At 66.3% G+C, this 15,673-nt stretch carries 15 protein-coding genes and 1 tRNA gene; 8 read left to right on the top strand and 8 right to left on the bottom strand.

From position 1 onward, the window contains the following. Nucleotides 1-72 precede the first annotated feature (72 nt). Together ACP3TD_RS05250 and ACP3TD_RS05255 are read right to left on the bottom strand one after the other, a co-directional pair. Complete coding sequence (locus tag ACP3TD_RS05250; RefSeq protein WP_426765878.1) at nucleotides 73-810, bottom strand: hypothetical protein; 738 nt, start codon at nucleotides 808-810, stop codon at nucleotides 73-75. Next, nucleotides 807-1,544, bottom strand: coding sequence for a hypothetical protein (locus ACP3TD_RS05255; protein ID WP_426765880.1), 738 nt, complete (start codon nucleotides 1,542-1,544; stop codon nucleotides 807-809). Before ACP3TD_RS05255 ends, ACP3TD_RS05250 begins: the two co-directional genes overlap by 4 nt. 251 nt (nucleotides 1,545-1,795) lie before the next feature. On the opposite strand from ACP3TD_RS05255, the gene ACP3TD_RS05260 reads away from it, so the two are divergent. Both ACP3TD_RS05260 and ACP3TD_RS05265 read left to right on the top strand, forming a co-directional pair. Further along, on the top strand, nucleotides 1,796-3,457 hold the full coding sequence (locus ACP3TD_RS05260; protein WP_426765881.1) for an ABC-F family ATP-binding cassette domain-containing protein: 1,662 nt from the start codon (nucleotides 1,796-1,798) through the stop codon (nucleotides 3,455-3,457). A gap of 2 nt (nucleotides 3,458-3,459) precedes the next feature. Continuing rightward, nucleotides 3,460-5,373, top strand: a complete 1,914-nt coding sequence (locus ACP3TD_RS05265) for an ABC transporter ATP-binding protein (RefSeq protein WP_426765882.1) — start codon at nucleotides 3,460-3,462, stop codon at nucleotides 5,371-5,373. A gap of 25 nt (nucleotides 5,374-5,398) precedes the next feature. Here the strand turns inward: ACP3TD_RS05265 and ACP3TD_RS05270 are convergent, their stop codons facing one another. From ACP3TD_RS05270 to ACP3TD_RS05280, 3 genes are all read right to left on the bottom strand, one after another. Continuing rightward, nucleotides 5,399-5,878 (bottom strand): NUDIX hydrolase, encoded by a 480-nt coding sequence (locus ACP3TD_RS05270; RefSeq protein WP_426765884.1) that lies wholly within the window; start codon nucleotides 5,876-5,878, stop codon nucleotides 5,399-5,401. Further along, nucleotides 5,875-6,369 carry a DUF6314 family protein gene (locus ACP3TD_RS05275; protein ID WP_426765885.1) on the bottom strand — a complete coding sequence of 165 codons (495 nt, stop codon included), beginning with the start codon at nucleotides 6,367-6,369 and terminating at the stop codon, nucleotides 5,875-5,877. Before ACP3TD_RS05275 ends, ACP3TD_RS05270 begins: the two co-directional genes overlap by 4 nt. Nucleotide 6,370: 1 nt before the next feature. Next, a tRNA-Arg gene (locus ACP3TD_RS05280) sits at nucleotides 6,371-6,443 on the bottom strand. Between the two features lie 83 nt (nucleotides 6,444-6,526). Here ACP3TD_RS05280 and ACP3TD_RS05285 point away from each other — a divergent pair. Then, a complete protein-coding gene (locus tag ACP3TD_RS05285; protein ID WP_426765887.1) occupies nucleotides 6,527-7,285 on the top strand; it encodes a DUF998 domain-containing protein in 759 nt (252 codons plus the stop codon). A gap of 9 nt (nucleotides 7,286-7,294) precedes the next feature. Here ACP3TD_RS05285 and ACP3TD_RS05290 read toward each other — a convergent pair whose 3' ends face one another. Further along, complete coding sequence (locus ACP3TD_RS05290) at nucleotides 7,295-7,930, bottom strand: hypothetical protein (protein ID WP_426765889.1); 636 nt, start codon at nucleotides 7,928-7,930, stop codon at nucleotides 7,295-7,297. Between the two features lie 32 nt (nucleotides 7,931-7,962). Here ACP3TD_RS05290 and ACP3TD_RS05295 point away from each other — a divergent pair, with 32 nt between their 5' ends. The 5 genes from ACP3TD_RS05295 to sucD all read left to right on the top strand — a co-directional run bounded on the left by ACP3TD_RS05295 (nucleotide 7,963) and on the right by sucD (nucleotide 14,534). Continuing rightward, nucleotides 7,963-8,793: an inositol monophosphatase family protein gene (locus ACP3TD_RS05295; RefSeq protein ID WP_426765890.1), complete on the top strand. Its 831-nt coding sequence runs from the start codon at nucleotides 7,963-7,965 to the stop codon at nucleotides 8,791-8,793. Nucleotides 8,794-8,878: 85 nt separating this feature from the next. Then, nucleotides 8,879-11,392 (top strand): DNA helicase PcrA, encoded by a 2,514-nt coding sequence (pcrA, locus tag ACP3TD_RS05300; RefSeq protein WP_426767138.1) that lies wholly within the window; start codon nucleotides 8,879-8,881, stop codon nucleotides 11,390-11,392. 112 nt (nucleotides 11,393-11,504) lie between these two features. Next, nucleotides 11,505-12,227, top strand: a complete 723-nt coding sequence (locus tag ACP3TD_RS05305; RefSeq protein ID WP_426765892.1) for a hypothetical protein — start codon at nucleotides 11,505-11,507, stop codon at nucleotides 12,225-12,227. A gap of 223 nt (nucleotides 12,228-12,450) precedes the next feature. Continuing rightward, a complete protein-coding gene (gene sucC, locus ACP3TD_RS05310) occupies nucleotides 12,451-13,620 on the top strand; it encodes an ADP-forming succinate--CoA ligase subunit beta (protein WP_015936150.1) in 1,170 nt (389 codons plus the stop codon). 11 nt (nucleotides 13,621-13,631) lie between these two features. After that, nucleotides 13,632-14,534: a succinate--CoA ligase subunit alpha gene (gene sucD, locus ACP3TD_RS05315; RefSeq protein WP_056083823.1), complete on the top strand. Its 903-nt coding sequence runs from the start codon at nucleotides 13,632-13,634 to the stop codon at nucleotides 14,532-14,534. Nucleotides 14,535-14,678: 144 nt separating this feature from the next. Here sucD and ACP3TD_RS05320 read toward each other — a convergent pair whose 3' ends face one another. Next, nucleotides 14,679-15,161 carry an SRPBCC family protein gene (locus tag ACP3TD_RS05320; RefSeq protein ID WP_426765894.1) on the bottom strand — a complete coding sequence of 161 codons (483 nt, stop codon included), beginning with the start codon at nucleotides 15,159-15,161 and terminating at the stop codon, nucleotides 14,679-14,681. Continuing rightward, nucleotides 15,161-15,517: an ArsR/SmtB family transcription factor gene (locus ACP3TD_RS05325; protein ID WP_377202902.1), complete on the bottom strand. Its 357-nt coding sequence runs from the start codon at nucleotides 15,515-15,517 to the stop codon at nucleotides 15,161-15,163. The genes ACP3TD_RS05320 and ACP3TD_RS05325 overlap by 1 nt, the downstream gene beginning before the upstream one ends. Between the last annotated feature and the right edge of the window lie 156 nt (nucleotides 15,518-15,673).

Below are 15,673 nucleotides of genomic sequence, written 5' to 3' on the forward strand. Positions count from 1 at the left end.
AACGCACCGTGCCTCACCTTCACACATTCATGATTGTTTCACATTCTAATGATTATGTGAAAGGCGGTTTGATTACTTTTCGGTAAATGACGTTCCGCTGCCGGCCCGCTTGTCCTGCCGTATCCGTGCGGCCCAGATCAGTGCCAGGCCAATAACGAAGCACAGTACGGCCGTGTAGTTGACGATGAACCGCAGCGACCCCAGCTCCGGGGGCACCACCGGGAAGAACAGTGTCAACGCGATGGACAGGCCACCCACCGCCAGGAGTCCGGCGGCAACGCGGACCAGCAGGGGCAGGCGGCTCCGCGCAGCGCGGACCATCGCCGGAAACAGGACCAGTGAAACGAAGGCGGGGTAGGCCCGTCCGGCGGCCCCGTAGTACTCCACCAACACGCCGTTGCGGGGGTCCTTGCCGGAAACTGTCACCAGCCCCGCCGAGGATCCGGCCGTGTCCATCAGGAGGAACACCACCACCACCAGTGCCGAGAGGGCAGCCAGCGCCAGCATGCCTGTCCGGCCCGTGATCAGCCGGTATGCATTCGTGGCCCCGAAGCCCTTGGTGATGCGGACCCCCACGAAGTAGATGGCGCCGAAGATGACGAACCGCAGCAACAGGTTGGTCAGGTTGATGCCACCCAGCGCCTGGTCGATGGCAACGTAGGGAGCCTCGATGCTGAGCAGGATGGCGAGTGTCATCAGGGCGAAAATATAGAACAGTGACCTGTTCCTGCCGCGCAGGGCGCTGGGGATGCGGGCGATGGCAATCATCGAGCAGATCGCCAAAGTGGTCCATTGAAGGATCGTGATCATCCCAGGTTCTCCCATATTTTTTCCGTCTGTGCCTGGTCCTGCTCCTGGCGGCGCAAAACCTTGCCCAATGCCTGCATCCTGTCGCCCACCAGGGCGGTGAGGTCGCCGTCGGACATGCTGTCCAGCGCCTCCTGGCGCGCTCCTGGCGCCCACCCGGCTTCCTCTTCAGTGATCAGGCCGGTGGCTACCAGCCCGTTTGCCGGGCCCACCCCGGCCGCCATCGAGGTGGCCACCGCCAGTTCCGGCGACAGCCTGTTGGCCGTTAGCTGGGCGGAGTAATTCTGCGGTGCGATCCCGGTGGCGGCTGACACCCGGTGCCGGACCTCGCCGTCGTCGATCGCATCCACCCAGTTCTTCACCGAGGAAGCATGCGGGACCGGGCTCAGGGCAGCCGGCGCAGCGCCCTGGCGGCCCAAAGGGTCCATGGCCGGACGTGCCAGCGCCGCGCGCAGCAGGTCCGCCGTCGAAATCTGGCTGACCAGCTCACACCGGGTGGGCGGCTGCGGCGGCCCCGCAAGGACGCGATAGCTGTCAAACCCCGCAAGGGCGGCCACGGGGTTCACGTTGTACGCACGGCTGATGCTCACCACCGTGGAGACGGAAACCTTGCCGCGCACCAGTTGCTGGGCGAGCGTGGTCCGCTTGATCCCGGAGACCCGGCAGACGTCTGCCGTGCTGGCATCAGGGGCGATGCCTTGCAGCCAGCGCTGGAACGCCTTGGCGGGAAGGGTCATGAAGTGCTCTCTGCAGGACGGATGGTGAGTCGATTTTACCGTGCCGCGGGACCGCCGATTTTACCCCGGGAGGTGTTTCGACTATGCTTGATGGTCGAGCCCGTTGGTCCGTACACCCCCCAAGTCCGGACCAGCGGGTTCTTTCATGCCCGCGGCCCGGAGCGCCTTTCCCGCGACTGTCCGTACGGCATCGCCGGGCCCGTTCCGGTATGGGACCGGCTGCGCATGCACCCGGGCGAAAGGACGCACCAATGACTGCAACCCTTGTTGCCAAAGACCTCTCCGGCGGCCATGGCCACCGCACGCTTTTCGAAAATCTTTCCTTCACGGTGGCCCCGGGAGACGTGGTGGGCGTAGTCGGCGCCAACGGTGCGGGGAAATCCACGCTGCTGCGCCTCCTCGCCGGCGTCGACCAGCCCCAGGGCGGTTCCGTCAGCCTGGCCCCAGCCGATGCCTTTGTGGGGTGGTTGCCGCAGGAACACGAGCGCGTGTCCGGCGAAACCGTGGCGGCTTACATCGGCCGCCGCACCGGCTGCACACAGGCCACCGCCGAAATGGAATCCGCCGCAGAAGCCCTGGGCGTCGGAGCTCCCGGCGCGGACGACGCCTACGCCCGCGCCTTCGACCGGTGGATGGCATCGGGCGCCGCCGACCTGGACGAACGCATCCCGCCTGTCCTCTCCGACCTTGGCCTGGCAACGGGCGCCGATGCCCTGATGACCGGGCTGTCCGGAGGCCAGGCCGCCAGGGTTGCCCTGGCCGCGCTGCTGCTGAGCCGGTTCGACGTTGTGCTGCTGGACGAGCCCACCAATGACCTCGACCTTGCCGGGCTGGCCAAACTGGAAGACTTCGTCACCAGCCTGCGCGGCGGCGTGGTGCTGGTCAGCCATGACCGCGAGTTCCTGGCCCGCTGCGTCACCACCATTGTGGAATTGGACCTGGCCCAGAACGCCGTAGCCGTCTACGACGGCGGGTACGACGCTTTCCTCGAAGAGCGCGCGGTGGCACGCCGGCACGCCCGCGAGAAATACGACGAATTCGCCGCTACGAAGGCGGACCTGGTGTCCCGTGCCCGGACCCAGCGTGAGTGGAGCTCCCAGGGCGTGCGGAACGCCATGAAGAAGAGCCCGGACAACGACAAGATCCGGCGCGCGGCCAGCACTGAGTCCTCCGAAAAGCAAGCCCAGAAGGTCCGCCAGATGGAGTCCCGCATCGCCAGGCTGGACGTGGTGGAGGAGCCCCGGAAGGAGTGGCAGCTCCAGTTCAGCATTGGCCAGGCTCCCCGCTCCAGCGCCGTCGTGGCCACCCTGCGCAACGCCGTGGCACGCCAGGGCAGCTTCACGCTGGGACCGGTCAGCCTCCAGCTCAACGGCGGCGAGCGAATCGGGATCACCGGGCCCAACGGCGCCGGGAAGTCCACCCTCCTGCGCCTCCTGCTGGGAACGCAGGCACCTGACGACGGCGACGCCTCCATGGGTGCCACGGTGGCCATCGGTGAGATTGACCAGGCCCGCGGGCTGCTGGACGGCGGCTCGCCGCTGGGCGACGCGGTCGAAGCGGTCCTGGCGGACTGGAACAGCGCAGACGTCCGGACGCTCCTGGCAAAGTTCGGCCTGAAGGCGGACCACACCTCGCGGACCGTGGATTCCCTGTCCCCGGGGGAGCGGACCCGGGCTTCCCTGGCACTGCTCCAGGCGCGCGGCGTGAACCTGCTGGTGTTGGACGAACCGACCAATCACCTCGACCTGCCGGCCATTGAGCAGCTGGAAGAGGCCCTTGATAGTTACGACGGAGCCCTGCTGCTGGTCACCCACGACCGGCGGCTGCTGGAAAACGTCCGGCTCGACTACCGGTGGCACCTCGAAGACGGCACGGTCCGGCAACTCCACCACACTGCAAGCCAGGAGAAATAACCATGAGCATGGACCGCGTGGCCTGGAGCTCGCTGTACAACATCAGCACCGCAAAGAGCGGCTCCAAGCCGTTCTCCAAGGAGACCCTGAAGCGGGTGCTGGCCTTCGCCGCCCCGCACAAGGGCAAGCTCATCGCCTTCGTGCTCTCTTCCATTGCGGCGGCCTTCCTGGCCGTGGCCACCCCGGTGCTCGCCGGCCAGGTGGTTGACGCCATCATTGCCAAGGCAGCCACCGAAACCGTGATCTGGCTTGCCATGCTGATCGCCATCGTGGCTGTGGGGGAGGCTGGCGTGGGGCTGCTGACCCGCTGGTTGTCGTCGATCATCGGCGAAGGCGTCATCGTGGACCTGCGCACCCGGGTGTTCGACCACGTGCAGCGCATGCCCATCGCCTTCTTCACGCGTACCCGGACGGGAGCGCTGGTCAGCCGGCTCAACAATGACGTCATCGGGGCGCAGTCCGCCTTCGCCGGCACCCTCTCCGGCGTGGTGAGCAACTCCGTTGCCCTGGTCCTGACGCTGGCCGTCATGCTCAATACGTCGTGGCTGGTGACCGTGCTCGCCATGGTGCTGCTGCCGATCTTCCTTATCCCGGCCCGGCGCATGGGCTCCAAGCTGGCAGACCTGCGCCGCGAAGCCGCTGCACACAACGCCGCCATGGGCACCCAGATGACGGAGCGGTTCTCCGCGCCGGGTGCCACCCTGGTCAAGCTGTTCGGCCGCCCGGACGAGGAATCCCGCGAGTTCGCTGCCCGCGCAGGCAGGGTCCGTGACATCGGCGTCCGCATGGCGATGCTGCAGTTCACCTTCGTCACGGCCCTGACGCTGGTCTCAGCGCTCGCCTTGGCGCTGGTCTACGGCTTGGGCGGCTGGCTCGCACTGGGCGGCCAGTTGGCCCCCGGTGACGTGGTGGTCCTGGCGCTGCTCCTGACCCGGCTTTACGCCCCGCTCACGGCGCTGTCCAACGCCCGGGTGGAAGTCATGAGCGCACTGGTCAGCTTTGAACGGGTGTTCGAAATCCTGGACCTGAAGCCGCTTATCCAGCAGAAGCCGGACGCCCGCCCGATTCCGGCCGGGCCGGTGTCCGTTGAGTTCGACGACGTCCGGTTCGCCTACCCGTCGGCGGACAAAGTCTCCCTGGCCTCGCTCGAAGAAGTCTCCACCCTGGACACCCGCGGCGGCGAGGAAGTGCTGCACGGTGTCAGCTTCCGGGTGGAGCCGGGCCAGACGGTGGCGCTGGTGGGTTCTTCCGGCGCCGGCAAGTCCACCATCGCACAGCTGCTGTCGCGGCTGTACGACGTCGACTCGGGCGTGGTGCGGCTGGGTGGCAACACGCCGGGGACCGGGATGGACATCCGGGACGCCACGTTCGATTCCCTCCGCGACACGCTGGGAATGGTCACCCAGGACGGCCACCTGTTCCACGAAACCATCGCCTCCAACCTTCGGCTTGCGCGCCCGGACGCCACGGATGATGACATGTGGGACGTCCTTCGGCAGGCACGCCTGGAGACGATGATCAGGTCGCTGCCGGACGGACTCGAAACCGTGGTGGGGGAGCGCGGCTACAGGCTTTCCGGTGGTGAACGCCAGCGGCTGACCATCGCCCGGCTCCTGATCGCCCAGCCCCGGGTGGTCATCCTGGACGAGGCGACGGCGGCCCTGGACTCCACGAACGAAGCCGCGGTGCAGGCGGCCCTTGGCGCCGCCCTTGAGGGGCGTACCGCCGTCGTCATTGCGCACCGGCTGTCCACCGTCCGCGCGGCCGACGCCATCCTGGTGGTGGAGGGCGGCCACATCGTGGAACGCGGGACGCATACCGAGCTCCTGGCCGCCGAAGGCCGCTATGCGGAGCTCTACCGGACACAGTTCGCCGAGGCCACCGCCGTCGCCGCAGAAGCCGTCCCCGAGGCCTAGCAGCCCATCCCGGGCCCGTGGGGCGTCAGGGGCCCGGCCGGTTGGCGTCGGGCGCGGCCAGCGCGGGCAGGATGTGGTCCGTCAGCAGCGGTGCGAGGTCGCCGGGAAGCGGAGCGCCGGCACCGGGACCGGAAGCTTCCGAACCAGCGGCTTCCGAAACGGCTCCGTCCCGGCCAGCAAGGTCCAGCCAGCGGATCTCCGCGATCTCGGCCGAAGGATGGGCCTGCCACGTCCCGTGCGCCATGAACACCGTGGCCTCGATATCCGTGTCGGGTTCGTTGGCGGCATCGGCAATCCATACCCCCATCAGCCGGAGCTGGCGTGGCTCGATGACGATGCCCACTTCCTCCTCCAGTTCGCGGGCCGCCGCCTGCACGGCCGTTTCGCCGGGCTCGGGTTTGCCGCCAGGGTGCATGAACATGGTGGTGCCGCGTTTGCGGACGGTGAGGAGGCGGCCGGCATCGTCAAAAACGCAGACGGCGGACACCACGATCCGGTGCTTCATGAGTCCCCATTCCGGGTCAGGTGCGAGGTCAGGAGCAGGTCCTTGTGCGGCCCGGCCACGTCCCAGCTGTAGCTGAACCGGTGCGGGCCCTCGAACGTGTAAGCCACGCGGTAGGTATCGGGATCGCACCAGTGGTTGTCCAGGTTGGCCTCCGGGGCGAAGCTCATTCGGTGGAATGGCCGCCCGTCCGGGAAGAAGACGTCCAGGGCGTCCGGCCGGCCGCTGGGCCTGAGCAGGTAGTCGCGGGTGGCGGGGCCGGTGAAGGTAGGCCAGTGCATGGTGCCTTCCTCGCGAAGGTGCAGGCCGGCGTCGGGCGCTGGCGTGAAGATTACGACGCCGGAAAAGGTTCCGCGGGTGCCGGCCAACCGGTCCAGCAGAACCCGTTCGACATTCCAGCGGCCGGGGCGTCCAGGATCCGCTGTCCCGTCCGGTGCACCGGCGGGGCCGAGCAGGTAGGCGCGAAGGTCAAACGCCGGGGACTCGAAATTCAAGTGCCCTCGATTGGAATCGAACCAACGACACCGGCTTTAGGAGAGCCGTGCTCTATCCACTGAGCTACGAGGGCAGGCATCCTGGGGATCGGCGGCGCCGGTCCGGACGGACACGCATACCAGCATACAAGGTACGGAGCCGTACTACGCTCAAGGCATGAGTCCTGCCCCGTCGGCCGCTCCCGCTGCCACCTTCATACCGGACACAGCGTCCACCCGGCAGTACATCGGCGCGTGGTCCGTCCTGAGCGTTCTCCAGTACTTTGCGGCGGAGGCCGCCGTGGTCATGGCTTGGGCCGGTCCGCGCCCCTATGACCTGCGCACCGGCTACATCAGCGACCTTGGCGCGCTGAACTGCGGTATCTATGACGGCCGCCAGGTGTGTTCGCCGCTGAACTGGCTGATGAACGCCTCGTTCGTGGTGCAGGGGCTGGGCATGCTGCTGGGCGCGGTGCTGCTGACGTCCGGGCTTCTGTGCGTCGCCGCACGTCCCGGTGCCCGGGTTGAACCGGGCCGGCGCCGGCCATGGTTCGCGGCCGCCGCGGTGCGGGTGCTGACGGGAGCGGCAGGGGTGGGAACCGTGGTGGTGGGGCTCGTCCCTGAGGACGCCGGCTCCGGCTGGCACTTCGTCGGTGCCGTTACCTACTTCCTCACCGGCGCCGCGGCGCTGCTGGTGCTGGGCTTCCTCTGGCTGCGGCAGGCCCGCACGGCCTGGTTCCTCCTGGCCTGCGGGGCCGTCTCGCTGGCAGCGCTGGCAACCGGCGGCCTGACCGGCATGGACGTTCCGGAGCCCGGGACGCTGGAACGGCTCATGGGCTATCCGGTCACGGTGGGCATGGCAACGGCGGGCATCGTCATTGCACGGCGGGTGCACAGGCACCGGAAAAACGTGCGGGCCTCATCGGTTGCTCCGTAACGGATGGGCTCAGGCGGACGTCGCGCCCTTCCGCTTCCGCGTCCCGATAACGACTGCGGCCGCGCCCGCCAAAAGGCTGAGGACCAGCAGGACCCAGCCGGCCACCGTGAGGCCGGACGCGAGGGCCACCTGGCCGGCGTCGGGAGCATCCGGTCCCATCAGCGCGTCAATCGCGACGTTGGCCCAAAGCCGTACCACGACGAACAGCATCGGCAGGGCCCACAGCACCCAGCGCAGGGACTTCTTTGCCACGTTGGTGCCGATGAGCAGCAGCCACGTAAACCCGAAGATCAGCGGAAACAGGATGCCCGCGGTCTTGTGGACGTAGTTGAGCTGGCCGCGCGCGTCATCATTCATGGCGCCGCGCAGATCCTCGATGTAGGCAGGATCGAAGCCGCCCACCAGGGAGTCCGGCATGGGTTTGCCGACAGAGAGCTGGGTGAGCTGGTCCATGGTCAGCAGGTGCAGGTACCAGAACAGGAACAGGCTGGCCACCACGCCCGCTATCAGGATGAGGTTGCTGTTGTTCTGGGCTTTCTCTGGAGTGCGCGCGGTAGTGGGGTTCACCACCGGCGGAAGATGGTGCTGCGGCACGGCAGCCTTTGCACCGTGCTTCTTGATCCGCTGGGCAGGGGTTTTGGCCATGGCTCCATTATTCCGCCCCATAGACTGAAGCCATGACCATTGGCCGACACAGCGCAGCTGTACTTGACCCTGCACTGGACGACTACCAACTGGCGGCGGCACTGGTCCGCGAAGCCGGGCAACTGGCGCTCCTCATGCGGATGGCAGGACTGGAGTCCCAGCAGAAGACTTCCGTTTCCGACGTCGTGACGGCCGCGGACCACGCCGCCGAGGCCTACGTGCTGGAGCAGCTGCAGCGGTGCCGGCCCCGGGACGGAATCCTGGGCGAAGAAGGCGCCTCCGTGCAGGGGACCAGCGGCCGCACCTGGGTCATCGACCCCGTGGACGGCACCTACAACTTCCTGCACGGCTCCACATACTGGTGCTCGGCCATTGCGCTCAAGGATGAGCATGACGTCCAGCTGGGGGCCATTTTCCAGCCTGAGGAGGACAAGTTGTGGCTGGGCGGCACCAGCCGGCAGGCCACGCTGAACGGCGACACCATCACCGTCTACAGCGACAACCACGGGGAACGCAACGCCACCCCGGCCGCCCAACTGGGCGCCGCCACCTACATCCACCCCACCTGGCTCATGGACCCGCTCTGCGCCATGCCCTGGCACGCAGCGGCGACCTCCGCCGCGGCGCTGCGCATGCTCGGATCAGGCTCCTGCGACCTGGGCAGGGTGGCCGACGGGCAGCTCGGCTGCTGGTTCCAGCACAGCTGCCCCGAATGGGACTGGCTGCCCGGCAAGGCGATTGTCCGCGCCGCCGGCGGCGCCGTGGACACCGTGCAGGTCAACGGACTGGAGTGGTTCATGGCCGGAGGCACGACGGCGGTGCGCGAGTTGCGTGCCGCGCTCGAATCAGGCTCGGTGGCCTAAGCCGTTCCCGGCTCTCCGGGGCACGTCATCCACAGGCCGGGATTGGGTGTCGGTCCCACCGCCTAGACTTGTAGGCACCATGGATATGTTGTTTGACCCGTACTCTGACGGACCGTTCAAGGCCGCCCCCGCATCTGCCACCCTTGCCAGGACCCGTTCTGACGGCGTGGCCACTGCGGCCGGGCCGGGAGGTTCGGCGTCCGGCGGCCATGCCGCAGGGGAGCACGCGGAGCAGCACCAGTCCGGGCAGCACCACGGCAGGCGCCTGGATCCCGCCAAGCTGACGGAGGGCCTGAACCCCCAGCAGGAGGAAGCGGTCAAGCACGCCGGAACGGCACTGCTGATCGTTGCCGGCGCGGGTTCGGGCAAGACCCGTGTGCTCAGTAACCGGATCGCCTACCTCATCGCCACCGGGCGCGCCCACCACGGCGAAATCCTGGCGATCACCTTCACAAACAAGGCCGCCGCGGAAATGCGGGAACGCATCGAAGCGCTGGTGGGCGGCCGCGCCAAGATTATGTGGATCTCCACGTTCCACTCCTCCTGCGTCCGCATCCTCCGCCAGGAGGCCGCCAACGTGGGCCTGAAATCCAACTTCTCCATCTACGATGCTGCGGACTCGCTGCGCCTGGTCACCCAGGTGTCCAAAGCCCTGGACCTGGACCCCAAGAAGTTTGCGCCCAAAGCCATCCAGCACAAGATCTCCGCGCTGAAGAACGAGCTCATCGACGCCGATTCCTACGCCTCGGACGCCAACTACAACGATCCGTTCGAACAGGCCGTCGCCGAGGTTTACAAGGGGTACACCCAGCGGCTGCGCCAGGCCAACGCCATGGACTTTGACGACCTTATCGCTGAGACCGTTTACATGTTCCGGGCCTTCCCGGCGCTCGCAGAGTCCTACCGGCGGCGGTTCCGCCACGTCCTGGTGGACGAATACCAGGACACCAACCACGCCCAGTACGCACTGGTCCGCGAAATCGTGGGGGAGGGCCCCGGTGCATCGGAACTGACAGTAGTCGGCGACTCGGACCAGTCCATTTATGCCTTCCGCGGGGCGGACATCCGCAACATCGTGGAGTTCGAGAAGGACTACCCCGAGGCGCGCACCATCAAGCTTGAGCAGAACTACCGCTCCACGCAAAACATCCTCAGCGCCGCCAACTCGGTGATCTCCCGCAACCCCAACCGCCCCGAAAAGCGGCTGTGGACGGCCGAGGGCGAAGGCCATAAGATCATCGGCTACGTGGGCGAAAACGAACACGACGAAGCCCAGTTCATCGCCAAGGAAATCGACCGGCTCCAGGACGAGGACAACCTCCGCCCCGGTGACGTTGCCATTTTCTACCGCACCAATGCCCAGTCCCGCTCCATTGAGGATGTCCTGGTGCGCGTCGGGTTGCCGTACAAGGTGGTGGGCGGCACCCGCTTCTACGAGCGCAAGGAAATCAAGGACGCCCTCGCCTACCTGCGCGTCCTGGTCAACCCGGACGACGACGTCAACCTCCGGCGGGTGCTCAACGAACCAAAGCGCGGCATCGGCGACCGCGCCGAAGGGGCAGTCGCCGCGCTCGCCAGCCGTGAGCGGATTTCCTTCATGGCCGCTGCCCGCCGCGCCGAGCAGGCGCCCGCCATGGCCACCCGCTCCGTCAACGCCGTCCTCGGCTTCGTGAAGCTCCTGGACGATCTCGCCGAGGTAGCGGCCGGCTCCGGTGCTGCCGCTGCCCTCGAAGCAGTCCTGGAACAGACCGGCTACCTCGCCGGCCTGCGTTCCAGCACCGACCCCCAGGACGAGTCCAGGGTGGAAAACCTCGCCGAACTCGTGGCCGTGGTCCGCGAGTACGAACAGGAGAACCCTGAAGGATCGTTGGGAGCCTTCCTGGAGCAGGTGTCGCTGGTGGCTGATGCCGACCAGATCCCCGATGCCCCCGGCGCCGACATCGACGCCGCCGTCGCGGAAGCCAAGCGGCTGGGCGTGGTGACCCTCATGACCCTGCACACCGCCAAGGGCCTTGAATTCCCCGTGGTGTTCTTGACTGGCATGGAGCACGGCCTGTTCCCGCACCAGCGGTCCGCCACGGATCCGAAGGAACTGGCCGAAGAACGCCGGCTGGCCTATGTGGGACTGACCCGGGCCCGGAAACGCCTCTATGTCACGCGCTCCGAAGTCCGCAACATGTGGGGCCAGAGCCAGTACAACCCGGCCAGCCAGTTCCTCGAGGAAATCCCTGCGGAACTGCTGGAGTGGAAGCGCGAGGGAACCAGCCGGCAGGCTGCCTGGGGCGGGGGATCGATCAGTTCCGGCCGGTACAGCGGCTCGTTCTGGGGTGCGGGCACTTCCCGCGGCGCCGCCGCCGATCCTTCGGCAGGATTCAACGCCGACGTTCCCGCGGCCATCGCCCGGAACAGGGTCCAGCCGCAGAAGGAAATCATTGCCGTCAACGTGGGAGACAAAGTGAACCACACGAGCTTCGGCAATGGAACCGTCCTGGCGCTTGAGGGCGCCGGTGACAAGACCGTGGCGAAGGTGAAGTTCGACGTCGGCGAGAAACGCCTGCTGCTGCGCTACGCCCCGCTGACCAAGGTCGAGGTCCAGTAGCCCGGACCGTGTCCGCCGCCGGCGCAGGCGGCCGGATTAGCAGCCCGGCCGCCGCCGATGTCGTGGAAGGTGTGCTCCCGCCGTCGTCCGCCTGATTCCGCCATGGAGCATAATGGAGCCCATGCGACGGACTGCTTTGGGGATGCTCGCCGCCCTGCCTCTTGTGACCCTCCTGTTCACCGTTAGTGCGTGCAGCGTCACCACTGAGGACCCCGACTACGTCCCGCCGGCGCCGCTGGCACCCATGGCACAGCTCGAACAGGCCCCGCTGGCCAACCCCGAGGACTTTTCCGGTGGCGGGGAGGACGTCCTGTCCTTTGCCACTGAAGACCGGAACATCGTCTGCTCGCTCACCTCGGCGCGGGGGGAACACGTCAACCTTCCCTACGAAGAGAACAGCTTCAGCGACACCGCCAACAACAAACTCGCAACCGTCCCCGTGGCCCACTGCGAGCTCGCTACCTACGCCGAGCCGGCCCGCGAAGACGTCAAGGACGACTGCGCGGGAACCAACCTCGGCTACCTGGGCGGCGTGGCACTGCTGACGCCGGACGCTGCCCGCTACGGGGAATGCCGTTCCGGCGTCACACAGACGGAAGCCACTTACGGGCCGGGCGGCAGCAAGGCCGGGCCACTGCTCCAGATACGCGCCTTGGCGAACGGGCAGAACCTGGAACGCAATGGCCTTCGCTGCTCGGCCTACAACGGTGGCGTGGCATGCGGAAACGTATCGGCCGGGGTGGGTTTCTTTGTCTCCCCGCAGAAGTATGAACTGATTTCCGCCCCCGCGCCCGGCACAGCCACGGCGCCCGCAGATGCCCCAAAAACCCCGTAATTCCGCGGTTTTTCTACGCTCCATAGAATAGTGTCGTTACTCACATAAGCGGTACTCTGGGACGGCTCCGTCCTTCCAAAGGACTAGAGTTCCCCATGGAGCAACAACGCCGCGTGGCTCGTTTCCAACAGGCCGCCCGTGCGTGCATTCCGCAGCCCGGTCATCGTCTTTCGATGGTGTCCGGCTGTATAGAAACTACTTCGACGTAGAAGGACACTAAACCGTGGACCTGTTTGAATACCAGGCGCGCGATATGTTCGAGGCGCACGGTGTACCCGTGCTGGCCGGCATCGTGGCGTACACCCCTGAAGAAGCAAAAGCAGCTGCCGAAAAGATTGGCGGCGTTACCGTCGTCAAGGCACAGGTCAAAGTTGGCGGCCGAGGCAAGGCCGGCGGCGTCAAGGTTGCAAAGTCCGCAGACGAAGCACTTGAGCACTCCACCAACATCCTGGGCATGGACATCAAGGGCCACACCGTCAACAAGGTGATGATCGCCCAGGGTGCGGACATTGCCGAGGAATACTACTTCTCCGTCCTGCTGGACCGGGCCAACCGCAACTACCTGGCCATGTGCTCGGTTGAAGGCGGCATGGAAATCGAACAGCTCGCCGTCGAACGTCCCGAGGCCCTGGCGAAGATCGCCATCGACCCCGCTGTCGGCATCGACCAGGCCAAGGCTGACGAAATCGTCGCAGCCGCAGGCTTCGCTGAGGAACTGCGCGGCAAGGTCGCCGACGTCATCCTCAAGCTCTGGGACGTCTTCAAGAAGGAAGACGCCACCCTGGTGGAGGTCAACCCGCTGGTCAAGACCGGCGCCGGTGACATCGTCGCCCTGGACGGCAAGGTCTCCCTGGACGAGAACGCCGAGTTCCGCCACGCCAAGCACGCGCAGCTGGAGGACAAGGACGCCGCTGATCCCCTCGAGGCCAAGGCAAAGGCGCAGGACCTCAACTACGTCAAGCTCGACGGCGAAGTGGGCATCATCGGTAACGGTGCAGGCCTGGTCATGTCCACCTTGGACGTCGTTGCCTACGCCGGTGAAAACCACGGCAACGTCAAGCCTGCCAACTTCCTGGACATCGGCGGCGGAGCCTCGGCCGAGGTCATGGCCGCAGGCCTGGACGTCATCCTGGGCGACGAGCAGGTCAAGTCCGTGTTCGTCAACGTCTTCGGCGGCATCACCGCCTGCGACGCCGTCGCCAAGGGCATCGTGGGTGCGCTGGCCGAACTGGGCCACACTGCCAACAAGCCGCTGGTAGTCCGCCTCGACGGCAACAACGTCGAGGAAGGCCGCCGCATCCTCAACGAGGCCAACCACCCGCTGGTTACCCTGGCCGCCACCATGGACGAGGGCGCCGACAAGGCCGCCGAGCTCGCCAACGCAGCTAAGTAAAGGGACGCACCATGTCTATCTACCTCAACAAGGACTCCAAGGTCATCGTCCAGGGCATCACCGGCGGCGAAGGCACCAAGCACACCGCCCTGATGCTCAAGGCCGGCACCAACATCGTCGGTGGCGTCAACGCCCGCAAGGCCGGCACCACGGTGCTGCACGGCGAGAAGGAAATCACCGTCTTCGGCACCGTCAAGGAAGCCATTGCGGAGACCGGCGCTGACGTCTCGATCGTCTTCGTGCCGCCGGCATTCACCAAGGCTGCCGTCGTTGAAGCCATCGAAGCGGGCATCGGCCTGGTCGTCGTCATCACCGAAGGCGTGCCGGTCCAGGACTCCGCCGAATTCTGGGCCCTGGCCCAGGCCACGGTTGACGCGGACGGCAACCAGGTTACCCGCATCATCGGACCGAACTGCCCCGGCATCATCACCCCCGGCGAAGCACTGGTGGGCATCACCCCCGCCAACATCACCGGTAAGGGCCCCATCGGCCTCGTCTCCAAGTCAGGCACCCTGACCTACCAGATGATGTACGAACTGCGTGACCTTGGCTTCTCCACCGCCATCGGCATCGGCGGCGACCCCGTCATCGGCACCACCCACATCGACGCCCTGGCCGCGTTCGAAGCCGACCCCGAGACCAAGGCCATCGTGATGATTGGCGAAATCGGCGGTGACGCCGAAGAGCGCGCAGCCGACTTCATCAAGGCCAACGTCACCAAGCCGGTTGTCGGCTATGTTGCAGGCTTTACCGCCCCCGAAGGCAAGACCATGGGCCACGCAGGCGCCATCGTCTCCGGCTCCGCGGGCACCGCACAGGCCAAGAAGGAAGCCCTCGAAGCTGCAGGCGTGAAGGTCGGCAAGACGCCGTCCGAGACCGCCAAGCTGCTGCGCGAGGTCTTCGCAACCCTCTAGGCTGCACCAACACGCAAGAGCGGCGCCGCCTGCTGTCCTCCGGGACGGCAGGCGGCGCCGCTTTTTGTTTAAGTACGACGACGGGTGGCAACGTTGGCGGCCCAAAGGTGCGGGCCCGCCGTCGCGCCCGTTTGTCGGTGCCCGTCAGACCTTGGCGCCGCTCAGCAGCTCGTCCAGCCGCTCATAGCCTTCGGTCATGCCGCCTTCCATGCCGGACTGCGCCATGCCGTCCCGTGCTTCCAGGCTGGGGTAGACGGAGTGGCCGCGTAGCCTGCACCGGCCGCCGCCGAGGTCCTCGAAGGTCATGAACTCCAGGCTGACCACGTCCGGGTAGCCGCCGAACTCGAAGGTCTGCAGCGCGAACTCATTTTCGCGGACCGTGTGGAAGATCCCGCGGAACTCGTAGGGGACCCCCTCCGGCCCGGTATGGATGTAACGGTAGGTGCCGCCGCTGCGGAAATCGTAGTGGTCCATTTCCATCTTCATGCCGCGCGGGCCCAGCCATTGGATGATCAGGTCCGGTTCCTTGTGGGCGCGGAAGACATCCGCTACGGGAAAGTCGAACTCGCGCTCGTAGTCGATGAAGGGCAGGCCTTCGGGGACGGAAAGCTTCAGGGAGTTGCTCATCATTGTTCCTTTGCCTTGGCGCCGCGTTGCCCGGCGCTGGATTGAAGTACGGCATCGAGGCTGCGGAACTGCCCTTCGCGGACGAGCCGGTACTGGTCGATCCAGGCCGTGAGCGCCTCAAGCCGTGCAGGGTTCAGGTGGACTGGCCTGCGCTGGGCGTCCCGTGTACGGGTGACCAATTGCGCCTGCTCGAGTACCTGGATGTGCTTTGAGACCGCCTGCTTGGAGATCTCGAATGGTTCCGCCAGTTCGTTCACCGTGGCCGGGCCGCGGCTCAGCCGGGCGATGATGCTCCGCCGCACGGGGTCGGCCAGGGCCAGGAAGGCCGAGTCCAGGGCCGTGCTGTCGGAAATCATCGGGAGTCCTTGCTCAACTGGGTGGATGGGTATTCAACCTTCTTGTTGATCAACCTCTTGGTTGTTTAAAGATAGGCCTGCGAATCGCCGGATGCAAGGGGTGGGGTCTTGTTTTCGAATTCCGGAGTTTGTTAGTATGTCAGTACAAACTTTTTG

The sequence above is a fragment of the Pseudarthrobacter sp. 1G09 genome (assembly GCF_050038305.1).
In the GTDB taxonomy this organism is placed as follows: Bacteria; Actinomycetota; Actinomycetes; order Actinomycetales; family Micrococcaceae; genus Arthrobacter; species Arthrobacter equi.